The 16,914-nt window shown below is 33.4% G+C and carries 15 protein-coding genes and 1 riboswitch; of the genes, 14 read left to right on the top strand and 1 reads right to left on the bottom strand.

The annotated features are described in order from the left end of the window. The first annotated feature begins 32 nt into the window (after window positions 1–32). The 6 genes from kdpA to RAH41_RS13735 all read left to right on the top strand — a co-directional run bounded on the left by kdpA (window position 33) and on the right by RAH41_RS13735 (window position 7,982). Window positions 33–1,706, top strand: coding sequence for a potassium-transporting ATPase subunit KdpA (kdpA, locus tag RAH41_RS13760; protein ID WP_331223407.1), 1,674 nt, complete (start codon window positions 33–35; stop codon window positions 1,704–1,706). A 32-nt stretch (window positions 1,707–1,738) separates the two neighbouring features. Further along, on the top strand, window positions 1,739–3,778 hold the full coding sequence (gene kdpB / locus RAH41_RS13755) for a potassium-transporting ATPase subunit KdpB (protein WP_331223177.1): 2,040 nt from the start codon (window positions 1,739–1,741) through the stop codon (window positions 3,776–3,778). A gap of 24 nt (window positions 3,779–3,802) precedes the next feature. Next, window positions 3,803–4,363 carry a potassium-transporting ATPase subunit KdpC gene (kdpC, locus tag RAH41_RS13750; RefSeq protein ID WP_331223176.1) on the top strand — a complete coding sequence of 187 codons (561 nt, stop codon included), beginning with the start codon at window positions 3,803–3,805 and terminating at the stop codon, window positions 4,361–4,363. 60 nt (window positions 4,364–4,423) lie between these two features. Further along, a complete protein-coding gene (locus RAH41_RS13745) occupies window positions 4,424–6,775 on the top strand; it encodes a universal stress protein (protein ID WP_331223174.1) in 2,352 nt (783 codons plus the stop codon). Window positions 6,776–6,881: 106 nt separating this feature from the next. Then, window positions 6,882–7,592, top strand: a complete 711-nt coding sequence (locus tag RAH41_RS13740) for an SDR family NAD(P)-dependent oxidoreductase (protein WP_331223172.1) — start codon at window positions 6,882–6,884, stop codon at window positions 7,590–7,592. Between the two features lie 12 nt (window positions 7,593–7,604). Continuing rightward, window positions 7,605–7,982 carry a MerR family transcriptional regulator gene (locus RAH41_RS13735; RefSeq protein ID WP_331223170.1) on the top strand — a complete coding sequence of 126 codons (378 nt, stop codon included), beginning with the start codon at window positions 7,605–7,607 and terminating at the stop codon, window positions 7,980–7,982. Between the two features lie 40 nt (window positions 7,983–8,022). On the opposite strand, the gene RAH41_RS13730 is transcribed toward RAH41_RS13735, so the two are convergent. Next, on the bottom strand, window positions 8,023–9,264 hold the full coding sequence (locus tag RAH41_RS13730; protein ID WP_331223168.1) for a cation:proton antiporter: 1,242 nt from the start codon (window positions 9,262–9,264) through the stop codon (window positions 8,023–8,025). A gap of 165 nt (window positions 9,265–9,429) precedes the next feature. Between RAH41_RS13730 and RAH41_RS13725 the strand changes: the two genes are divergently transcribed. The 8 genes from RAH41_RS13725 to RAH41_RS13690 all read left to right on the top strand — a co-directional run bounded on the left by RAH41_RS13725 (window position 9,430) and on the right by RAH41_RS13690 (window position 16,817). Further along, window positions 9,430–10,770, top strand: a complete 1,341-nt coding sequence (locus RAH41_RS13725) for a TrkH family potassium uptake protein (RefSeq protein WP_331223166.1) — start codon at window positions 9,430–9,432, stop codon at window positions 10,768–10,770. A gap of 38 nt (window positions 10,771–10,808) precedes the next feature. Further along, complete coding sequence (locus RAH41_RS13720; RefSeq protein WP_331223165.1) at window positions 10,809–11,462, top strand: TrkA family potassium uptake protein; 654 nt, start codon at window positions 10,809–10,811, stop codon at window positions 11,460–11,462. Between the two features lie 246 nt (window positions 11,463–11,708). Next, the gene (locus RAH41_RS13715; RefSeq protein ID WP_331223163.1) at window positions 11,709–12,839 is read left to right on the top strand and encodes a cation:proton antiporter; all 1,131 of its coding nucleotides are present in this window, start codon (window positions 11,709–11,711) and stop codon (window positions 12,837–12,839) included. A gap of 240 nt (window positions 12,840–13,079) precedes the next feature. After that, window positions 13,080–13,268 (top strand): hypothetical protein, encoded by a 189-nt coding sequence (locus tag RAH41_RS13710; protein WP_331223162.1) that lies wholly within the window; start codon window positions 13,080–13,082, stop codon window positions 13,266–13,268. A gap of 107 nt (window positions 13,269–13,375) precedes the next feature. After that, complete coding sequence (locus tag RAH41_RS13705; RefSeq protein ID WP_331223160.1) at window positions 13,376–13,564, top strand: hypothetical protein; 189 nt, start codon at window positions 13,376–13,378, stop codon at window positions 13,562–13,564. A gap of 107 nt (window positions 13,565–13,671) precedes the next feature. Next, entirely contained in the window at window positions 13,672–13,875 is a 204-nt protein-coding gene (locus RAH41_RS13700) for a hypothetical protein (protein ID WP_331223159.1), read from the top strand. Between the two features lie 160 nt (window positions 13,876–14,035). After that, window positions 14,036–14,169: riboswitch (cyclic di-AMP (ydaO/yuaA leader) on the top strand. Window positions 14,170–14,247: 78 nt separating this feature from the next. Next, window positions 14,248–16,152 (top strand): APC family permease, encoded by a 1,905-nt coding sequence (locus RAH41_RS13695; protein ID WP_331223158.1) that lies wholly within the window; start codon window positions 14,248–14,250, stop codon window positions 16,150–16,152. 128 nt (window positions 16,153–16,280) lie between these two features. Continuing rightward, a complete protein-coding gene (locus RAH41_RS13690; protein WP_331223156.1) occupies window positions 16,281–16,817 on the top strand; it encodes an NAD(P)H-dependent oxidoreductase in 537 nt (178 codons plus the stop codon). Window positions 16,818–16,914 lie beyond the last annotated feature (97 nt).

Below are 16,914 nucleotides of genomic sequence, written 5' to 3'. Positions count from 1 at the left end.
GTTAAACATGTGGGAGGAATTATTAAATGTCCATGGGAATTTTGCAGGTAGTCGTTACATTGCTAATTATCGTTTTATTAGTCAAACCAGTAGGTAGCTACCTTGTTAAAGTATATGACAATGAAAAAACCGGATTAGATCGGTTTTTTGGACCGATTGAACGATTAATTTATCGTTTAATCGGTGTACGAGAAGATGAGAAAATGGGTTGGAAAAAATACGTTTTAGCGATGTTGCTAAGTAATTTTGTCATGATGATTCTTCTATATGCGATCTTTAGATTTCAAAAATATTTACCTTACAATCCAGATCATATAGGGAATATGCCATCAGCTTTGGCATTCAATACAGCAACTTCCTTTATTACGAATACAAACTGGCAAGCATATAGTGGTGAAAATTCACTATCCTATTTTTCACAGATGATGGCCATTACATTCCCAATGTTTACTTCAGCGGCAACTGGTTTTGCAGTTGCAATTGCATTTATTAGGGGATTAGTAGGACGTCAAGATAATCTAGGAAACTTTTATGTTAATTTAGTTCGTTCAATCACTCGAGTATTTTTACCTTTAGCATTTATAGTAGCACTATTTTTAGTGTTTCAAGGAGTACCTCAAACATTAAAAGGTGCAGTCGATGCAACAACAATCGAAGGACTTAAACAAGTAATAACAAGAGGGCCAGTAGCTGCTCTAGAGGCTATAAAACATATTGGTACAAACGGTGGAGGATACTTTGGCACAAATGCAGCCCATCCTTTTGAAAACCCTACACCTTTATCAAATTTAGTTCACATTGTATGTATGATGCTTTTACCAACTTCATTGGTTTATGCATTTGGTGTAATGGTTAAAAACAAAAGACAAGGTTGGACAGTATTTGCTGCAATGGGTATTTTGTTTTTAGGGCTTCTTACGGCAGTATTTGTTGCAGAGTATAATGGTACTCCTGCATTACAAGCAATCGGTATCCATGGAAATATGGAGGGTAAAGAAGTACGTTTTGGAATTTCAGAATCAGCTTTATTCACAGCTGTAACGACTGCTGCTACAACAGGTTCTGTTAACAACATGCACGATTCATTAACGCCAATAGGTGGTATGATTCCACTTGCTGAAATGATGTTAAACAATGTTTTCGGAGGAAAGGGCGTAGGTTTATTAAACGGTTTATTATATGTCATCTTAACTGTTTTTATCTGTGGTCTAATGGTAGGAAGAACACCTGAATTTTTAGGAAAGAAAATTGAAGCAAAAGAAATTAAATTAGTTTCTATTGCTATTTTAACTCATCCTTTAATTATCTTAGTTCCAACTGCCTTAGCATTAGCATTAAAAGGACCAGTTTCTTCTATATTAAATCCTGGGTTCCATGGTCTATCAGAAGTACTGTATGGAATTACTTCTGGTGCTGCTAATAATGGATCAGCATTCGGTGGACTAACAGCTAATACGGATTTTTATAATATCGTAATCGGATTAGTTATGTTGTTTGGTCGATATATTTCAATTATTGCTATGTTAGCAATTGCAGGATCATTTTCTACTAAGAAAATTGTTGCAACAACGTCTGGAACATTCCGAACAGATACACCGTTATTTACTGTCATTTTAATCGCGATTATTTTAATCGTCTGTGCATTAACGTTTTTCCCAGTACTTGCACTAGGACCAATCGCTGAACATTTAGGAATGTTTAAATAGTAGCAATAATAATGAAAGAGGAGATTGATCATATGGCTATCGAAAATAAGCCTATTTCAAAAGAAATAAAAACGCAAGCAGTCATCAATTCATTTAAAAAGTTGAATCCACTTGTCATGATAAAAAATCCGGTTATGTTTATTGTGGAAGTTGGTACATTTATTACATTCATTCTTTCAATTAAACCAGATATTTTTGGATTTAGTTCAGTTGGAAGAACGTATAATATTGCAGTATTTTTGATCTTATTATTTACAGTACTATTTGCAAACTTTGCAGAAGCACTTGCAGAAGGACGTGGAAAAGCGCAAGCAGATACATTAAGAAAAACGAAATCAGAAACAAGTGCGAAGTTAAGACAGAAAGACGGATCTTATATAGAAGTACCATCAACTTCTTTAAGAAAAGGAGATATCGTTCGAGTAGATACGGGTGAAATCATTCCTTCTGATGGTGAGATTATAGAAGGTCTAGCTTCAATCGATGAATCAGCTATTACAGGTGAATCAGCACCAGTTATAAAAGAAGCTGGAGGAGATTTTTCATCTGTAACAGGTGGTACTCGAGTCGTATCAGATTATATTATTGTTAAAATTTTAACTGACCCTGGTGAATCATTTATTGACCGTATGATTTCATTAGTTGAAGGAGCTGCTCGTCAAAAGACTCCGAATGAAGTTGCGTTAACTACTTTATTAGCAGTATTAACTTTAGTATTTTTAATCGTCATTATGACACTTGTTCCGATTGCAAACTATTTAAACGTATCAATTGATGTAGCAACTTTAATTGCCTTACTAGTTTGTTTAATCCCGACAACAATCGGTGGATTACTTTCAGCGATCGGAATTGCAGGGATGAACCGTGTAACACAATTTAATGTTTTAGCTATGTCTGGTAAAGCAGTTGAAGCTGCTGGGGATATTGATACAATGATTTTAGATAAGACTGGTACGATTACGTTCGGTAATCGAATGGCGAATGAATTCATTCCAGTTGGCAGTATAACAGAAAAAGAGGTAACATTAGCTTCTTTAAAATCTTCAGTAAAAGATGAAACACCAGAAGGACGTTCAGTAGTTGAATTGGCGCACAAAAATGGTATTACTTGGGATGAAAATGAATACAAGGATGCTGAAATAATTGAATTTACTGCTGAAACGAGAATGTCAGGTTTAAATTTAAAAGATGGAACTGAGATTCGAAAAGGTGCAGTAGATTCAGTTAAAAAATATGTATTAGCTAAGGGTGGTAAAGTTCCAAAAGAACTTGAAGAAAAAGCAAATCTCGTTGCAAATGCAGGGGGAACACCACTTGCTGTTACAATAAATGATCAAATTTTCGGTGTGATTTATTTAAAAGATACAGTAAAACCAGGATTAAAAGAGCGATTTGATGAATTAAGAGCAATGGGAATCAAAACCGTTATGTGTACAGGGGATAATCCTTTAACTGCTGCCACAATTGCGAGAGAAGCAGGAGTTGATGAATTTATTGCAGAAGCTAAACCTGAGGATAAAATTGCTGCGATTAAAAAAGAACAAAATGAAGGGAAATTGGTTGCGATGACTGGAGATGGAACGAATGATGCGCCTGCATTAGCACAAGCCGATGTTGGTTTAGCGATGAATTCGGGAACAATGGCTGCAAAAGAGGCAGCAAACATGATCGACTTAGACTCAGATCCTACAAAACTATTATCTGTTATAGCAATCGGTAAGCAGTTATTAATTACCCGTGGTTCATTAACAACATTTTCAATCGCAAATGATATTGCGAAGTATTTCGCGATTATCCCAGCATTATTTATCATGGCAATTCCGCAATTAGATTATCTTAATATTATGGGATTGAATTCACCGAAGTCTGCAATCCTATCAGCATTAATATTTAATGCAATCATTATTCCTCTCCTCATTCCTGTTGCGATGAAGGGTGCGAAGTATAAGCCAATGGATGCAAATAAGCTATTAACTAAAAACTTATTAATCTATGGACTTGGTGGAGTTATAGCACCGTTCATTGGCATTAAAGTAATCGACATGCTTGTATCTACTTTGCACTTTGTTTAATTCATAGGAAAAGGAGGAATTAATTTGAAATCAGTTATGATTGCAATCAGAGCATCTATCGTATTGTTATTAATTTGTGGATTAGGCTATCCTTTAGCTACAACTGGGGTTGCGCAAGCTATTTTTCCCAAAAAAGCAGATGGTAGCTTAATAGAAACGAATGGAAAAGTTACAGGCTCTAAACTATTAGCTCAAGAATTTAAAGGACCTGAATGGTTTCATTCGAGAGCGTCTGCTGCAAACTACAATCCTACTGCTTCAGCTGCAACAAATGCAGCAGTTGCGTCAAAAGAGTATGTTAAAGCAACAAAAGAAAAAATAAATAAATTAAAAAATGAAAATAGTCACTTAGGGAAAACGATTCCAGCCGATTTAGTAACAACTTCTGGTTCAGGATTTGACCCAGATTTATCCCCTGAAGCAGTAAAAGCGCAAGCACCTAGGGTTGCAAAGGCAACAGGTATATCTGAGGATAAACTAGTATCGTTAATTGAAAGGCATACAAATGGTCGTCAATTAGGAATATTTGGTGAGCCACGTGTGAATATATTAGAACTAAACTTAGCTTTACAGAAGATCAGATAAAAAGGGGGGAATCATTCTCTCCTTTTTCCCTATGTATATAGATAGAAAGGAGGAAGAATCTTGAGCGATAAACAGTTTCGTAGAAAAACCCCTGAGGAATTACTAGCTTCCATTCAGAAAATCAAAAAAGGTCGATTAAAAATTATTATCGGTGCTGTCAGTGGATCTGGAAAAACATATCATATGCTCCAAGAAGGTAATGTTTTAAAAGAACGTGGTATTGATGTTGTAATTGGGTTAATTAGTGAAACAAATCGTCAGAAAACAATTGAACAAATTGGTTGCTTAGATAAAATCCCCTCAATAACTTGGGAAGATAATGGCTCGATAAAACAAGATCTTGATATCAATTCAATCATAACGAGAAATCCGGAAGTAGTACTTATCGATTCATTAGCACACAAAAATAGACCGAATGCAATGTTTCCCACTCGTATAGAAGATATTAACTATTTAATTTCAAAAAATATAAGCGTTATTACTACCATGAATATTTATGAAATAAAAGAAGTTTATGATGAAGCAGAAAAATTAACTGGAGGCAAAGTTAAAGGTGATTTTTTTGTTCCGGAAGACACGTTAGCTATGGCGGATGATGTAAAGTTATTAGACGTTACGCCTGAAGTGATATTACAAAGATCAAAAGAGGATTCATTTACTGACGAAGAAAACAAAAATTCTAATCAATTATTACATAAAAGTAATTTAGCAATTCTTCGTGAACTTGCACTGCGTTTTATAGCAGGTGAAGTAAATTACGAACTAGATGAATATCGCGAAAAACACGGTATGACCGGTCCGTCTGGGGCTTCGGAGAAAATTTTAGTCACCGTACAATATCATTTGAATGGTTCTATTTTGATTCGAAGAGGGCAACAAATTTCAAAAAGATTGGGTGGAGATTTACATGTAGTGTGCTTTCAACCACCTAATAAAAAACTCACTAGTGATGAATTAACTTTTAAACGTTCCATCATAAAACTTGTTGAAAAAGTCGGAGGGATTTTTGAAGAATTGCCATTAAGAAGTAATTCAATTGCAAAAGAAATTGTTGAATATTCCATTCGCAATAATATAACAAGTATTGTACTCGGCCAATCAAAGAGAACACGCTGGGAAGAAATTGTGAAGGGTTCGATCGTTAATAAAATAGTAAGAAAAACGAAAAACATCGATGTGTTTATTGTTGCTGACCGAGCTGAAAATGATGGAGAGAGAGTAATTCCTACAAAACAAGTAATTAAAAAAGTAGTGGATCCTTATCGTCGTTTAAGTCCGCAAGAGCTTGCTCAGGAAATTCATAAAATTAAGCGCGGCACTTTGAAAGTTTATATCGGAGCAGCTCCTGGTGTAGGAAAAACATATACGATGTTAAGGGAAGGAAATGAATTAAAGAAAAAAGGGATTGATATTGTTATAGGATTACTCGAAACTCACGGTCGAAAGGAAACATTGGAAAAAGTAGGAGATTTAGACATTATTCCAAGAAAAGTTATTCCATATAAAGAAACTACTTTAGAAGAAATGGACACTGAGGCAATCATCCAAAGAAACCCAGAGGTCGTGTTAATAGATGAATTAGCGCATACGAATGTTCCAGGTAGTAAATTTAATAAGAGATATATGGATGTTGAAGAAATTTTGGAAGCGGGGATATCAGTCATTTCCACAATGAATATACAACATGTTGAAAGCTTAAATGATAGTGTCGAGCAAATTACTGGAGTTAGAGTTAGAGAGACAGTACCTGATCATATACTTAGGGATGCGAATGAAATTGAATTAATTGATATTTCTCCAAAAGCGCTAAGGGAAAGAATGAGAGAAGGAAGAATTTATTCTTCAATTAAAATAGAACAATCATTAAATAATTTTTTTAAAACTGGAAATTTAATTGCTTTAAGGGAATTGGCACTTAGAGAAGTAGCTGATGATGTAGATGAACGGTTAGAGGCATGGGAAAGAGATTTAACACTTAGAGGACCTTGGAGACAAGAAGAAGTCATTTTTGTTTGTGTTAATCTAAAACCTAATAATGAAAGACTGATTCGCAGAGGCTTTCGAATTGCATACCGTTTGAAGGCTAAATTATATGTATCATATGTGAAAGAACATGATCATTTGTCTGAAGAAGAAAAGCTTTCATTAATAAAAATAAAAGATTTAACCAAACGGTTAGGTGGAACATTTGAAATATATGAAACAACAGATCGTAGACATGTTTTCATTGAACTAGTAAAAAATATAATCGAAAAAAAGACTACCCATATCATTATAGGTCAGTCAGCTCGTTCTAGATGGGAAGAAATTAGAACAGGCTCAATTGTTCAAAAGCTGTTAAGACGATTACGTCATTTAGATGTGTTAGTTGTTGCTGACCTTATCAGCAAGGGGAAGGAATGGCAGGATTAAGGAAAATGAACAAAACATTTTTTCGTAAAAACGCTTGACCTAAACTAAGGTTTAGGCAGTAATCTCTAATTTGTAAGTAGCAAAATTATAATTGGAGGAAATTAATATGAAAAAATTTGCATTTGTAACAGGTGCTAATAAAGGGATCGGATTAGAAGTAGTTCGTCAGTTAGCTGAGGAAAATTATCATGTATTTTTGGGTGCTCGAAATGAAGATTTAGGAATGAGGGCTGTTAAATCTTTAGGTTTATCAAATGTTTCGTTTATACAAGTAGACGTTACGAACAGACAATCAATTCAAAATTCTTTAAAACAAATAAATGAAGTGACTGATCATTTAGATCTATTAATAAATAATGCAGGGATAGCACCAGATTTTCATATTTTGCCAAGTGAAATCAAACTTGAAACTTTACGCCAAGCATTTGAAGTAAATTTCTTTGGAACATTCCAAATGATTCAAACTTTTTTACCATTGGTTAAAAAATCTGAACGAGGAAAAATTATTAATGTTACGACAGATATGGCATCACAAACATTATTTGACCTTGGAGAAACTGCATCAATCAATATCTTGGGGTATAATTCTTCAAAAACTGCTAACAATTCATTAACACTTACACTTGGAAAAGAATTTGGAAGTAATGGTCCTGAGATTTTTGGTGTTACACCTGGATTTACAACGACTGACCTAAATGGAAATACACCTGGAGGTAAAACAACATCTGAAGGTGCTAAAATTATTACTACCTATGCATTAAGTCATTTAAACTACAATGGTAAAATTTTAAATGCAGAAGGAATTATGCCTTGGTAAGGATGAGAGTTCATGAATTATACAATCGGACAAGTGGCAAAGTTGAATCATTTAACAATTTCTCAATTGCGTTATTATGACAATCAAGGATTGTTGCCATTTCTAAAAAGAACAGAAAGTGGAGACAGAATTTTTGATGAAGACGCACTTAAATTTATTGAAATGATTTTATGCCTAAAAAACACAGGTATGCCAATCAAAAAAATAAAGCAATTTGTTGACTGGACTATGAGTGGTGAAGAAACATTGCATCAGCGTTTAGAACTTATGAAACAACAAGAAAAAAATGTTTTAGAGCAAATAGAAGAAACGAAAGAAAATTTAAAGAAAATTCAGCTGAAAATTACTAAATATGAAGGTGAAATAAATAAAAAAGGCAACTTTCAATAGTTGTCTTTTTTATTGAATTCGTAAGTTTAAACTCACTTTTTTATTTAGATTTCTCTACAACAAGACCTAATTTTTTAGCTACATACCCTGTCGTACTAGCTTGAATTAAAATAGTCATTAAGATTGCGATAAAAGTGACAGTCGTTATTTCGTTTGAGTAATTTACTCCTGCTGCTACTATCATTCCGGAGATAGCTGCAGGAATAACTCCTGTTTCCCTAACCCAAAACATAAATATAATTTCATTCCAAGACCAATTTGCTTTTCGATCTGGCAAAGTACAAAAAAGTACTGTTAGTGGTCGAGCAATAAACATGAAAACTAAAACAATCAGTACCCCGTGTATCCAATATTTGCTTAATATATGAAAATTCACTTGTGTACCAAGTAACATAAAGATAAGTTTCCTCATAATTAATGTAACATTATCAGAAAAGTGAGCATCGGTTGTTTTAGTCTCTTCTGAAATATGAAGACGAAACAATTGGGGATTTCCTAAAATCAGGCCAGCAGTAAAAGTTGCCATAAATCCACTAGCATGAATTAATCCTGCTGTTAAATATGTGCTAATAGCTAATACAAGACTAACAATTGTACTGTACTTATTTAAAAATGCCCATTTATGTGCTGAGGTAAAAAGCGCTCCAAAGAAACCAATGATTATTCCAACTAATATCCCGCCTCCAGCTTCACGGAAAAAACTCCAAATACTAGCTGTAATGGATAATTGCGATTGTCCTAAAATGACTCCTAGAATAGTAAATGCCAATATAGAGCCAGTCGCATCATTAAAAGCTGATTCACTTTCTACAGTTTGTCTTACTTTTTCATGAATCGTAACTTGTTTAAAAACCGGAATCAAAGTTGCTGGGTCAGTAGATGCGATGACCGAGGCAAGTAAAAGCGCATATAGGAAAGGTAATTTTAATAAATAAAAAGCTGTAACTGCTACAACCAAAGCTGTAATAATCACCCCAAGAGTCGATAGAAGAGAGATGGTAATCCATACTTTTTTTAAAACGGAAACATGAATGGCTCTACCTCCTTCAAATAGAATTAGGACAGAACCAAGTACGATAATGAACTGATTAGCTACTGATTCATTTGGTAATGAAATGAAATTAAATACGGATGGACCTACTAATATTCCAATAATCATAAATAAAGCTACATCAGGAATTTTTATTTTTTCAGCTAATTTAATTGCCAATAATCCAAAAATCAAGACAAAAGTAATGATATACAATTCATGTTCAACAGATTTCATTACAACTGATTCCATAATATTTCACCTCACAGGCATTTATAAACTAATCATAGATTGACCTTGTTGAACTCAAAATATTTATTGTACAAAATAACAAGTTAATATTATATTTTTTCCTCAATGGGAACGCTAACACTAGTAATGGAAAAATATATTGTATGCTAAAAGAGGGGATGTACTATGAAAAAAAAGCTGGAGCCTTCTTTAGACCCATCAAAAGTTTTAGTGATTGGATTTGCTCTCATAATTGTTTTAGGTAGTATTCTTCTAACTCTACCAATTGCTACTAGGGATGGAGAAGGGCTGAATTGGTTGGATGCTTTATTCACTTCGACATCTGCTACTTGTGTGACTGGGCTAGTAGTAGTGGATACTGGTACAACCTTCACGTTATTTGGACAATTAGTTATCTTGTCTCTCATTCAAGTTGGTGGTTTAGGTTTTATGACATTTGCTACTTTTTTTGCAGTTCTTTTGGGTAAAAGAATTTCTTTAAAAGAACGCTTGTTATTACAGGAAGCATTGAATAATTTATCGCTTGCAGGAATTGTTCGTTTAGTAAAGAGAATCCTTATTTTTACAATTGTAATTGAATTAGTTGGTGGGTTAATTTTAGCAATTCGTTTTTCATTTGATATGCCAATTAGAAAGGCAATCTATTTTGGATTATTTCATTCCGTTTCAAATTTTAATAATGCTGGCTTTGATTTAATGGGAGAGTTTAAGAGTCTAACTGGTTATGTAGCAGATCCAACTGTTACAATTGTAGTTTGTTTATTGATTATACTTGGGGGAATTGGCTTTATCGTAATGAACGAATTATACGAATACAAAGAAACAGGCTTTCTCTCTTTACATACTAAGGTAGTTCTAAAAACTACTATTTATTTATTAGTTATAGGAACGGTTCTGATTTTCTTCCTAGAATTACATAATCCAAAAACACTACAGCCGTTATCATGGACTGGGAAATTTCTAGGTTCGTTATATCAATCTGTGACACCTAGAACGGCAGGGTCGAATACACTTAATATCCCTGATTTAACCCAGTCTACACTTTTCATCATTATCATTTTAATGTTTATCGGAGCATCTCCAGGTTCTACTGGAGGAGGGATCAAAACAACTACTTTTGCTACATTATTAGGAGCAGTTCGATCTCAGATTAAAGGAAAAGAAGATGTTATATTTTTTAAAAGAAGTATCATGTACGACACTATTTATAAGGCGCTTACCGTTACGATAAGTGGTCTACTTATTGTTATCTTTGTTACCATGGTCTTAACAATTACAGAGCATGGAAAGAATTTCTTAATGATCTTATTTGAAGCAACTTCTGCATTTGGAACTGTTGGATTATCTATGGGGTTGACACCTGATCTAACACCCATTGGAAGGATCTTGATTATTTTAACAATGTTTGCGGGAAGAGTTGGTCCATTGACGATCGCTTTTGCTGTTACGCTAAGAAGAACTTCAGATCCTTTTAAACGACCAAAAGGTAAAATCATGATTGGATAAATCGTACCAAATTCATTTTATATAGGAGCAATGTAAATATGAAAAAACAATATGCAGTTATAGGCCTTGGTAGATTCGGCTCAGGTATTGTGAATACTTTATTGCAACATGGTAATGAAGTTCTAGTAATTGATATTAATGAGGAGAGAATTAATCAGTTTGCAGACATAGCCACACATGCAGTAATTGCAGATTCTACAAATGATGAAGCTTTAAAGGCTATTGGTATTGGAAACTTTGATACAGTTATAGTAGCGATTGGAAATGATATGCAATCAAGTATTTTAACAACGTTAGTATTAAATGAATTAAAAATTGAAAAAATTGTTGCTAAAGCATTAAATAAACGGCATGGTGAAGTGTTAAAAAAAGTTGGGGCTGATTGGGTTATCTATCCGGAAAAGAATATGGGAGAACGGGTAGCCCATCAATTAATGTCACCAAATGTTCTAAACTTTATTGAACTCGCGCAAAATTATAGTATAGAAGAAATTAAGTTACCTTCACAAATGGTTGGGAAAAGTTTGAAAGAATTAAATATTAGAGTAGAATATAACTTAACGGTCATCGCTATAAAAAGCGAAGGAGTAGTTAATATCTCACCTTCTCCAGATGAAGTGATACATGAGGGAGATATATTGGTTATGATTGGAGAAAATAGGGATTTGCATCGTTTTTCAAATATTGAATAAATAACTAAAAATTCATTTAAATATACGAATAACTATATGGTAATTGCTTATTAGTTTTCAAAAGTGATTACCTTATTTTTTTACTATTTAATAACAATGTCATGAATGCTGCTTTATAAAAGTATTCACTAATGAAAATTTGTAGTAAAAGTAAAGACAATAATTACATAAATTTCGTAATTCACTCAGGCTGGAGGTGAGTGTAGTAGTTGTAATAACGCTAAGGAGTCAATTACTACAGAAGATATGCTTATTTTTCAACTTGCGATTATTTTAATAGCTTCTAAAATTGCAGGAGATATTAGTGTTAGACTAAAACAACCGTCTGTCCTTGGTAAACTTTTAATCGGAATCATACTTGGGCCTAGCCTATTAGGACTAATTAATGACACAGATGTATTAAAAGAATTAAGTCAAATTGGGGTAATTTTGCTAATGTTTATTGCAGGACTTGAAACAGATATCGATGAGTTTAAACGTACTGGGATCGCGTCGACTTTAGTAGGGGTTGGAGGAATTATTGTACCATTTGGAGTAGGTTATTTAATTGGACTATTTCTTCATTTTACTACGATTCAGTCTAGCTTTTTGGGGCTTTTACTTTCCGCTACAAGTGTGAGCATTTCAGTACAGGTATTGAAAGAAATGAACAAATTAAAAACCCGTGAAGGTGCAACTGTCATGGGTGCTGCAGTAATAGATGATATTTTAGTGATCATCGCACTGGCATTTTTACTTAGCTTTGCGGGTGAAAGCGGGGATGTAAATTTAGGAAAAATAATTCTCAAAAAAGGATTATACTTTCTATTAGCAATAATTGTAGGTTGGAAAGTAGTTCCTTTTTTACTTAGAAAATTTTCGACATTACGTGTTACAGAAACAGTAATCTCTTCGGCTTTAATCATTTGTTTTCTTTATGCATATTTTGCAGAGTATACTGGTGTAGCTGCAATTATTGGAGCGTATATTGCAGGGGTAGCAATCAGTGTAACTGAATTTAAGCATGAGGTTTTTGAAAAAGTGGAGACAATTAGTTATTCGTTATTTGTACCAATATTTTTCACATCAATTGGAGTAACTGCTAAATTTACAGGGATTTTAGATAATATTACGCTTATTATTGGTTTAAGCATTGTAGCGATTCTGTCAAAACTAATAGGTTCTTCACTTGGAGCTAAAATTTCTAGATTTTCCTGGAGGAATTCTTTAGGTATTGGATCTGCAATGGTATCTCGGGGAGAAGTTGCTTTAATAATTGCCTCTATTGGTTTAGAAAATAAATTGTTAGATCAGTCATTATTTACGATCCTTTTAGTGGTTGTGCTAGTAACCACGCTTGTTACCCCTCCAATGATGAAGGTTTTTTTTCATGAATAGCGTTTTTTAAGTAAAACGTCCTCATTATGATCGTCATAAATATGTAAACGATTACCAAAAATAGACTATCAAAAATCATTCATTTCAAGTAATCGTTTACATAAATAATTCCAAAAAAAACCATTTGACGAGTAATTTTTATCATGATAAAGTTGTTCTTACGTTTAAAAACGAACGTCAAACCACGACAGTATGTCTTGGTTTTTTTATATGAAAAAAATCGCGAAAGGAGAAAAGAAAATGAAAAAAGTCATATTATCTTTAGTAGTTGGATGTGGATTTTCTATTTTAATGACAGGGTACGAAACGAATATGTCAGAAGTTAATAAAAAGATCTCAACGTTTAATCAAACTGAGATACAAAACGTGTTAACAAACATGGTAGCAGTTGATCAACCACAAGAGATCGTTTGGAATCAAGTTCGCTAATTACTAACGAATTTTCCATTAGCTGGTCTTACGTTTAAAAACGAACGTCAAACCACGGCCACCGGTCATGGTTTTTTTATATGAAAAAAATGAGAGGAGAAAACAAAATGAAAAAAGTCATTTTATCTATAGTTATTGGATGTGGATTTTCTATTTTACTGACAGGGTACGAAACGAACATATCAGAAGTTAATAAAAAAATCCCGATGTTTAATCAAACAGAAGTTCAAAACGTATTAACGAACATTACCGCTACAAAAAAGTCACAAGAGATCGTTTGGAATCAAGTTCGGTAATTAATAGCAAATTTTCCATTAGCTGGTCATACGTTTAAAAACGAACGTCAAACCACGGCCATCGGTCATGGTTTTTTTATATGAAAAAAATGAGAGGAGAAAAGAAAATGAAAAAAGTCATTTTATCTATAGTAGTTGGATGTGGGTTTTCTATTTTACTGACAGGGTACGAAACAAATATGTCAGAAGTTAATAAAAAGATTTCTACATTTAATCAAACTGAAGTACAAAATGTATTAACGAACACTTTAGCTACAGATCAATCACAACAAATCGTTTGGAATCAAGTAGACAATATTAGTAGGAAATAAAGACAAGAGGCATTTGATTAAGAAAAAGTTTGTACCACATTTTTAGTTCTATTAGATTACTATTATTTTAAGTTCTAATGTACATTTTAAAAAAAGTCTCTTTACAAATTTATCCTGAAGTTATATATTTACAATTAAATTCTATATTTTTCTATTTTCAAAACCATAGTTGCTTAATCTTAAAAAGAGCGGGGGAACCATTTCTTTATTGGGGTGAATCCTTTTGTAAAGGTAGGGATATTCTTTAATCCCGAATCCGACAGCTAACCTCGTAAGCATTTAAAGAAGGGGGTTTATTTAGTATTGTTTTTAAACACTAAGTAAAGCTTAGTGTTTTTTTGTACGCTTTTTTAAGAAAAGGGGAGAAATCTTATGCATCATCCGTCCGAATATATAGAAATTGGACTATTCATTTTAGCTATTTTTGGCATTTATTACTCGGTTGCAAATTTTAACAGCGTAAAAAGAGTTTTTATTGGTAGACCAATGAGAACTGCTGAAATACATGCTCAGCATAATAAGTTAATTTGGTTCATTGCCTTACCGATTCTTGCTGCCGATTTGTATTCATCTGTATCTTATGGACCAGAGGCTGGAATGACCGAGTTGATCGGTCTAGGGGTAAAAGCGCACTGGTATATTATACCGATTACAATCGCAACTGTTCTTTTATTAGGATTACTAATTCTTTCATATATTATGGGAATATTAGCTTATCCTAGTGGTGGTGGGGCATATGCGATTGCAAAGGATAATTTTAAGCATCGATGGGTTTCACTTATTGCCTCAAGCTCTTTATTAGTTGATTATATATTAACTGTTGCGGTATCAGTTTCTGCTGCACTTGAAGCAGTATCATCTGCATACCCTGCTGTTGCACCTTATGAAACGGTATTAGCTATTTTTTGTGTATTTTTATTGTTAGTTGTAAATCTTCGTGGGGTTGCTGAATCAGCTAAAATTTTTGCATGGCCAACATTTGGCTTTATGATTTGTATGTTACTTTTGATTTTCACCGGATTTTTTGATGAATTCCAAAATGGATTTGTCCAGCATCATACACCAACATTTGGTACTGTTCCACAAGGTTTAAGTATTTTACTTGTATTGAAAGCATTTAGTTCTGCATGTTCAGCTTTAACGGGTATTGAAACCATTTCAAATGCAGTACCTGTTTTTAGAGAACCTCGTCAAAAAAATGCAATTAAAACATATATAGCACTAGGTGTTATAACATCAATTACTCTTTTAGGATTTGCCTATCATTTATATGTGAATGGTATTTCACCTAATCCAAACGATACGATGTTATCACAATTAATAAAAGTGTATTTCGGACATGGAATTTTATATCAAGTCATCATTTGGTTTACATTTATCATTTTAATTTTAGCAGCTAACTCAACGTTTACAGGTTTTTCTCAGTTAGCTGCAATCGTAGCAGCAGATGGATTTTTACCTCGAGGATTTACAAACCGAGGCGATCGTTTAGGTTACTCAAATGGAATTATCGCACTTGCTGCAGCGGCGAGTATTTTAATCATTGCATTCCAAGCACATACGAATGCACTTATTCCACTGTATGCAATTGGTGTATTTTTATCTTTTACAATCGCTCAATTAGGTTTGACAAGAAGATGGAAACGAGTAAAAGGTCCTAACTGGCAGGTCAAACTAGCAATAAATATTATTGGGTTAATCGTTACATCAGTTGTTACTGTAATATTTGCAGTTACAAAATTTGTAGATGGTGCTTGGGTTGTTTTAGTTGTTATTCCAACAATTATTTTCTTCTCATTAGCAATTTATAAACATTATCAAAATGTAGCAAGCGAATTACGGATTGATTTAAGTTCTTTTAAACCAGAAGCAAATAAAGTTATAACAGTTGTATTAGTTTCAGGTACTCATCGAGTTGTTCACAATACCTTATCATTTGCAAAAGGTATTTCTTCAGAACCAATAGCAGTCTATGTAGGGTTTGATGATGAATCAATCAAAGGAATGGAAGTAAAGTGGGAAGAATGGGGTTCACCTTGTCGCCTAGTTGTTTTAAAAAGCCCATATCGCTCAGTATTAGCGCCACTATCAAGATTCATTAAGTTAATTGAAGCAAAAGAGGAAGATAGCCATGTTCAAATTGTGATTCCACAATTTATTCCAAAAAAATGGTGGCATAATCTTCTTCATAACCAAACAGCGTTATTACTTCGACTTTGGTTGATTAGTCAGAAAGATGTAGTCGTTACGACAGTCCCGTATCATTTGAGAAAGTAGTATTAAAAGCATGAAATAGTATTTCATGCTTTTTTGTTTCTTCACCTTGAAAAATACTTGCTAAATTTATAAAAAGGAATTATCATTTGTATGTACAAACAAATGAATTATCACAAAGGAGAATTTAGATGAAAACTTTAGTTATTTTAGCACATCCAAACTTAGAACAATCAAAAGTGAATAAAGCTTGGATGAATCGTCTTCAACAAGAAGAAATTACAATCCACAATTTATACGCTAACTATCCAAATTTTGAAATTGATGTTGAAAAAGAACAAAAATTATTATTAGAACACGACCGTATTGTTCTTCAATTTCCTTTTTACTGGTACAGTACCCCTGCTTTATTAAAACAATGGCAAGATACGGTATTAAGCTATGGTTTTGCTTATGGATCAGAAGGTACTAAGTTGAAAGGTAAAGAATTTATGCTAGTTATTTCAACAGGTGGGCCATCACAAGCATATCAAGCAGGAGGGCATAACCATTACTCGATGAGTGAACTAACACGACCATTACAAGCTACTGCAAACTTATGTGGAATGCACTTTTTACCTTCATTCTTACTTCAAGGGGTAATGAATAGGTCAGATCAGGAACTTCAAGAAAGTGCTGAAGAGTTAGCTTCATATATTACGAATCCAAAATTACGTGGAAATCGTTAAAACTCAAGAAGTAATTTTTGTCATTTCTGCTTATTGACAAATCATTGATTTATTTTGTAAGTTGTATAGACAAACAAGATAAATCAGGAGCTGAGCA

The sequence above is a fragment of the Gottfriedia acidiceleris genome, from assembly GCF_036421055.1.
GTDB classification, from domain to species: domain Bacteria; phylum Bacillota; class Bacilli; order Bacillales; family Bacillaceae_G; genus Gottfriedia; species Gottfriedia acidiceleris_C.
This window is presented reverse-complemented; position numbering and strand designations above follow the sequence as displayed.

What these genes read in the sequence shown, in the direction of transcription:
- RAH41_RS13715 (WP_331223163.1), top strand. Translation starts at nt 11,709, where the DNA reads ATGCTTATTTTTCAACTTGCGATTATTTTAATAGCTTCTAAAATTGCA.
- kdpA (WP_331223407.1), top strand. Translation starts at nt 33, where the DNA reads ATGGGAATTTTGCAGGTAGTCGTTACATTGCTAATTATCGTTTTATTA.
- RAH41_RS13735 (WP_331223170.1), top strand. Translation starts at nt 7,605, where the DNA reads ATGAATTATACAATCGGACAAGTGGCAAAGTTGAATCATTTAACAATT.
- RAH41_RS13740 (WP_331223172.1), top strand. Translation starts at nt 6,882, where the DNA reads ATGAAAAAATTTGCATTTGTAACAGGTGCTAATAAAGGGATCGGATTA.
- RAH41_RS13710 (WP_331223162.1), top strand. Translation starts at nt 13,080, where the DNA reads ATGAAAAAAGTCATATTATCTTTAGTAGTTGGATGTGGATTTTCTATT.
- RAH41_RS13725 (WP_331223166.1), top strand. Translation starts at nt 9,430, where the DNA reads ATGAAAAAAAAGCTGGAGCCTTCTTTAGACCCATCAAAAGTTTTAGTG.
- RAH41_RS13690 (WP_331223156.1), top strand. Translation starts at nt 16,281, where the DNA reads ATGAAAACTTTAGTTATTTTAGCACATCCAAACTTAGAACAATCAAAA.
- RAH41_RS13700 (WP_331223159.1), top strand. Translation starts at nt 13,672, where the DNA reads ATGAAAAAAGTCATTTTATCTATAGTAGTTGGATGTGGGTTTTCTATT.
- RAH41_RS13705 (WP_331223160.1), top strand. Translation starts at nt 13,376, where the DNA reads ATGAAAAAAGTCATTTTATCTATAGTTATTGGATGTGGATTTTCTATT.
- RAH41_RS13720 (WP_331223165.1), top strand. Translation starts at nt 10,809, where the DNA reads ATGAAAAAACAATATGCAGTTATAGGCCTTGGTAGATTCGGCTCAGGT.
- RAH41_RS13695 (WP_331223158.1), top strand. Translation starts at nt 14,248, where the DNA reads ATGCATCATCCGTCCGAATATATAGAAATTGGACTATTCATTTTAGCT.
- RAH41_RS13730 (WP_331223168.1), bottom strand. Translation starts at nt 9,264, where the DNA reads ATGGAATCAGTTGTAATGAAATCTGTTGAACATGAATTGTATATCATT.
- kdpB (WP_331223177.1), top strand. Translation starts at nt 1,739, where the DNA reads ATGGCTATCGAAAATAAGCCTATTTCAAAAGAAATAAAAACGCAAGCA.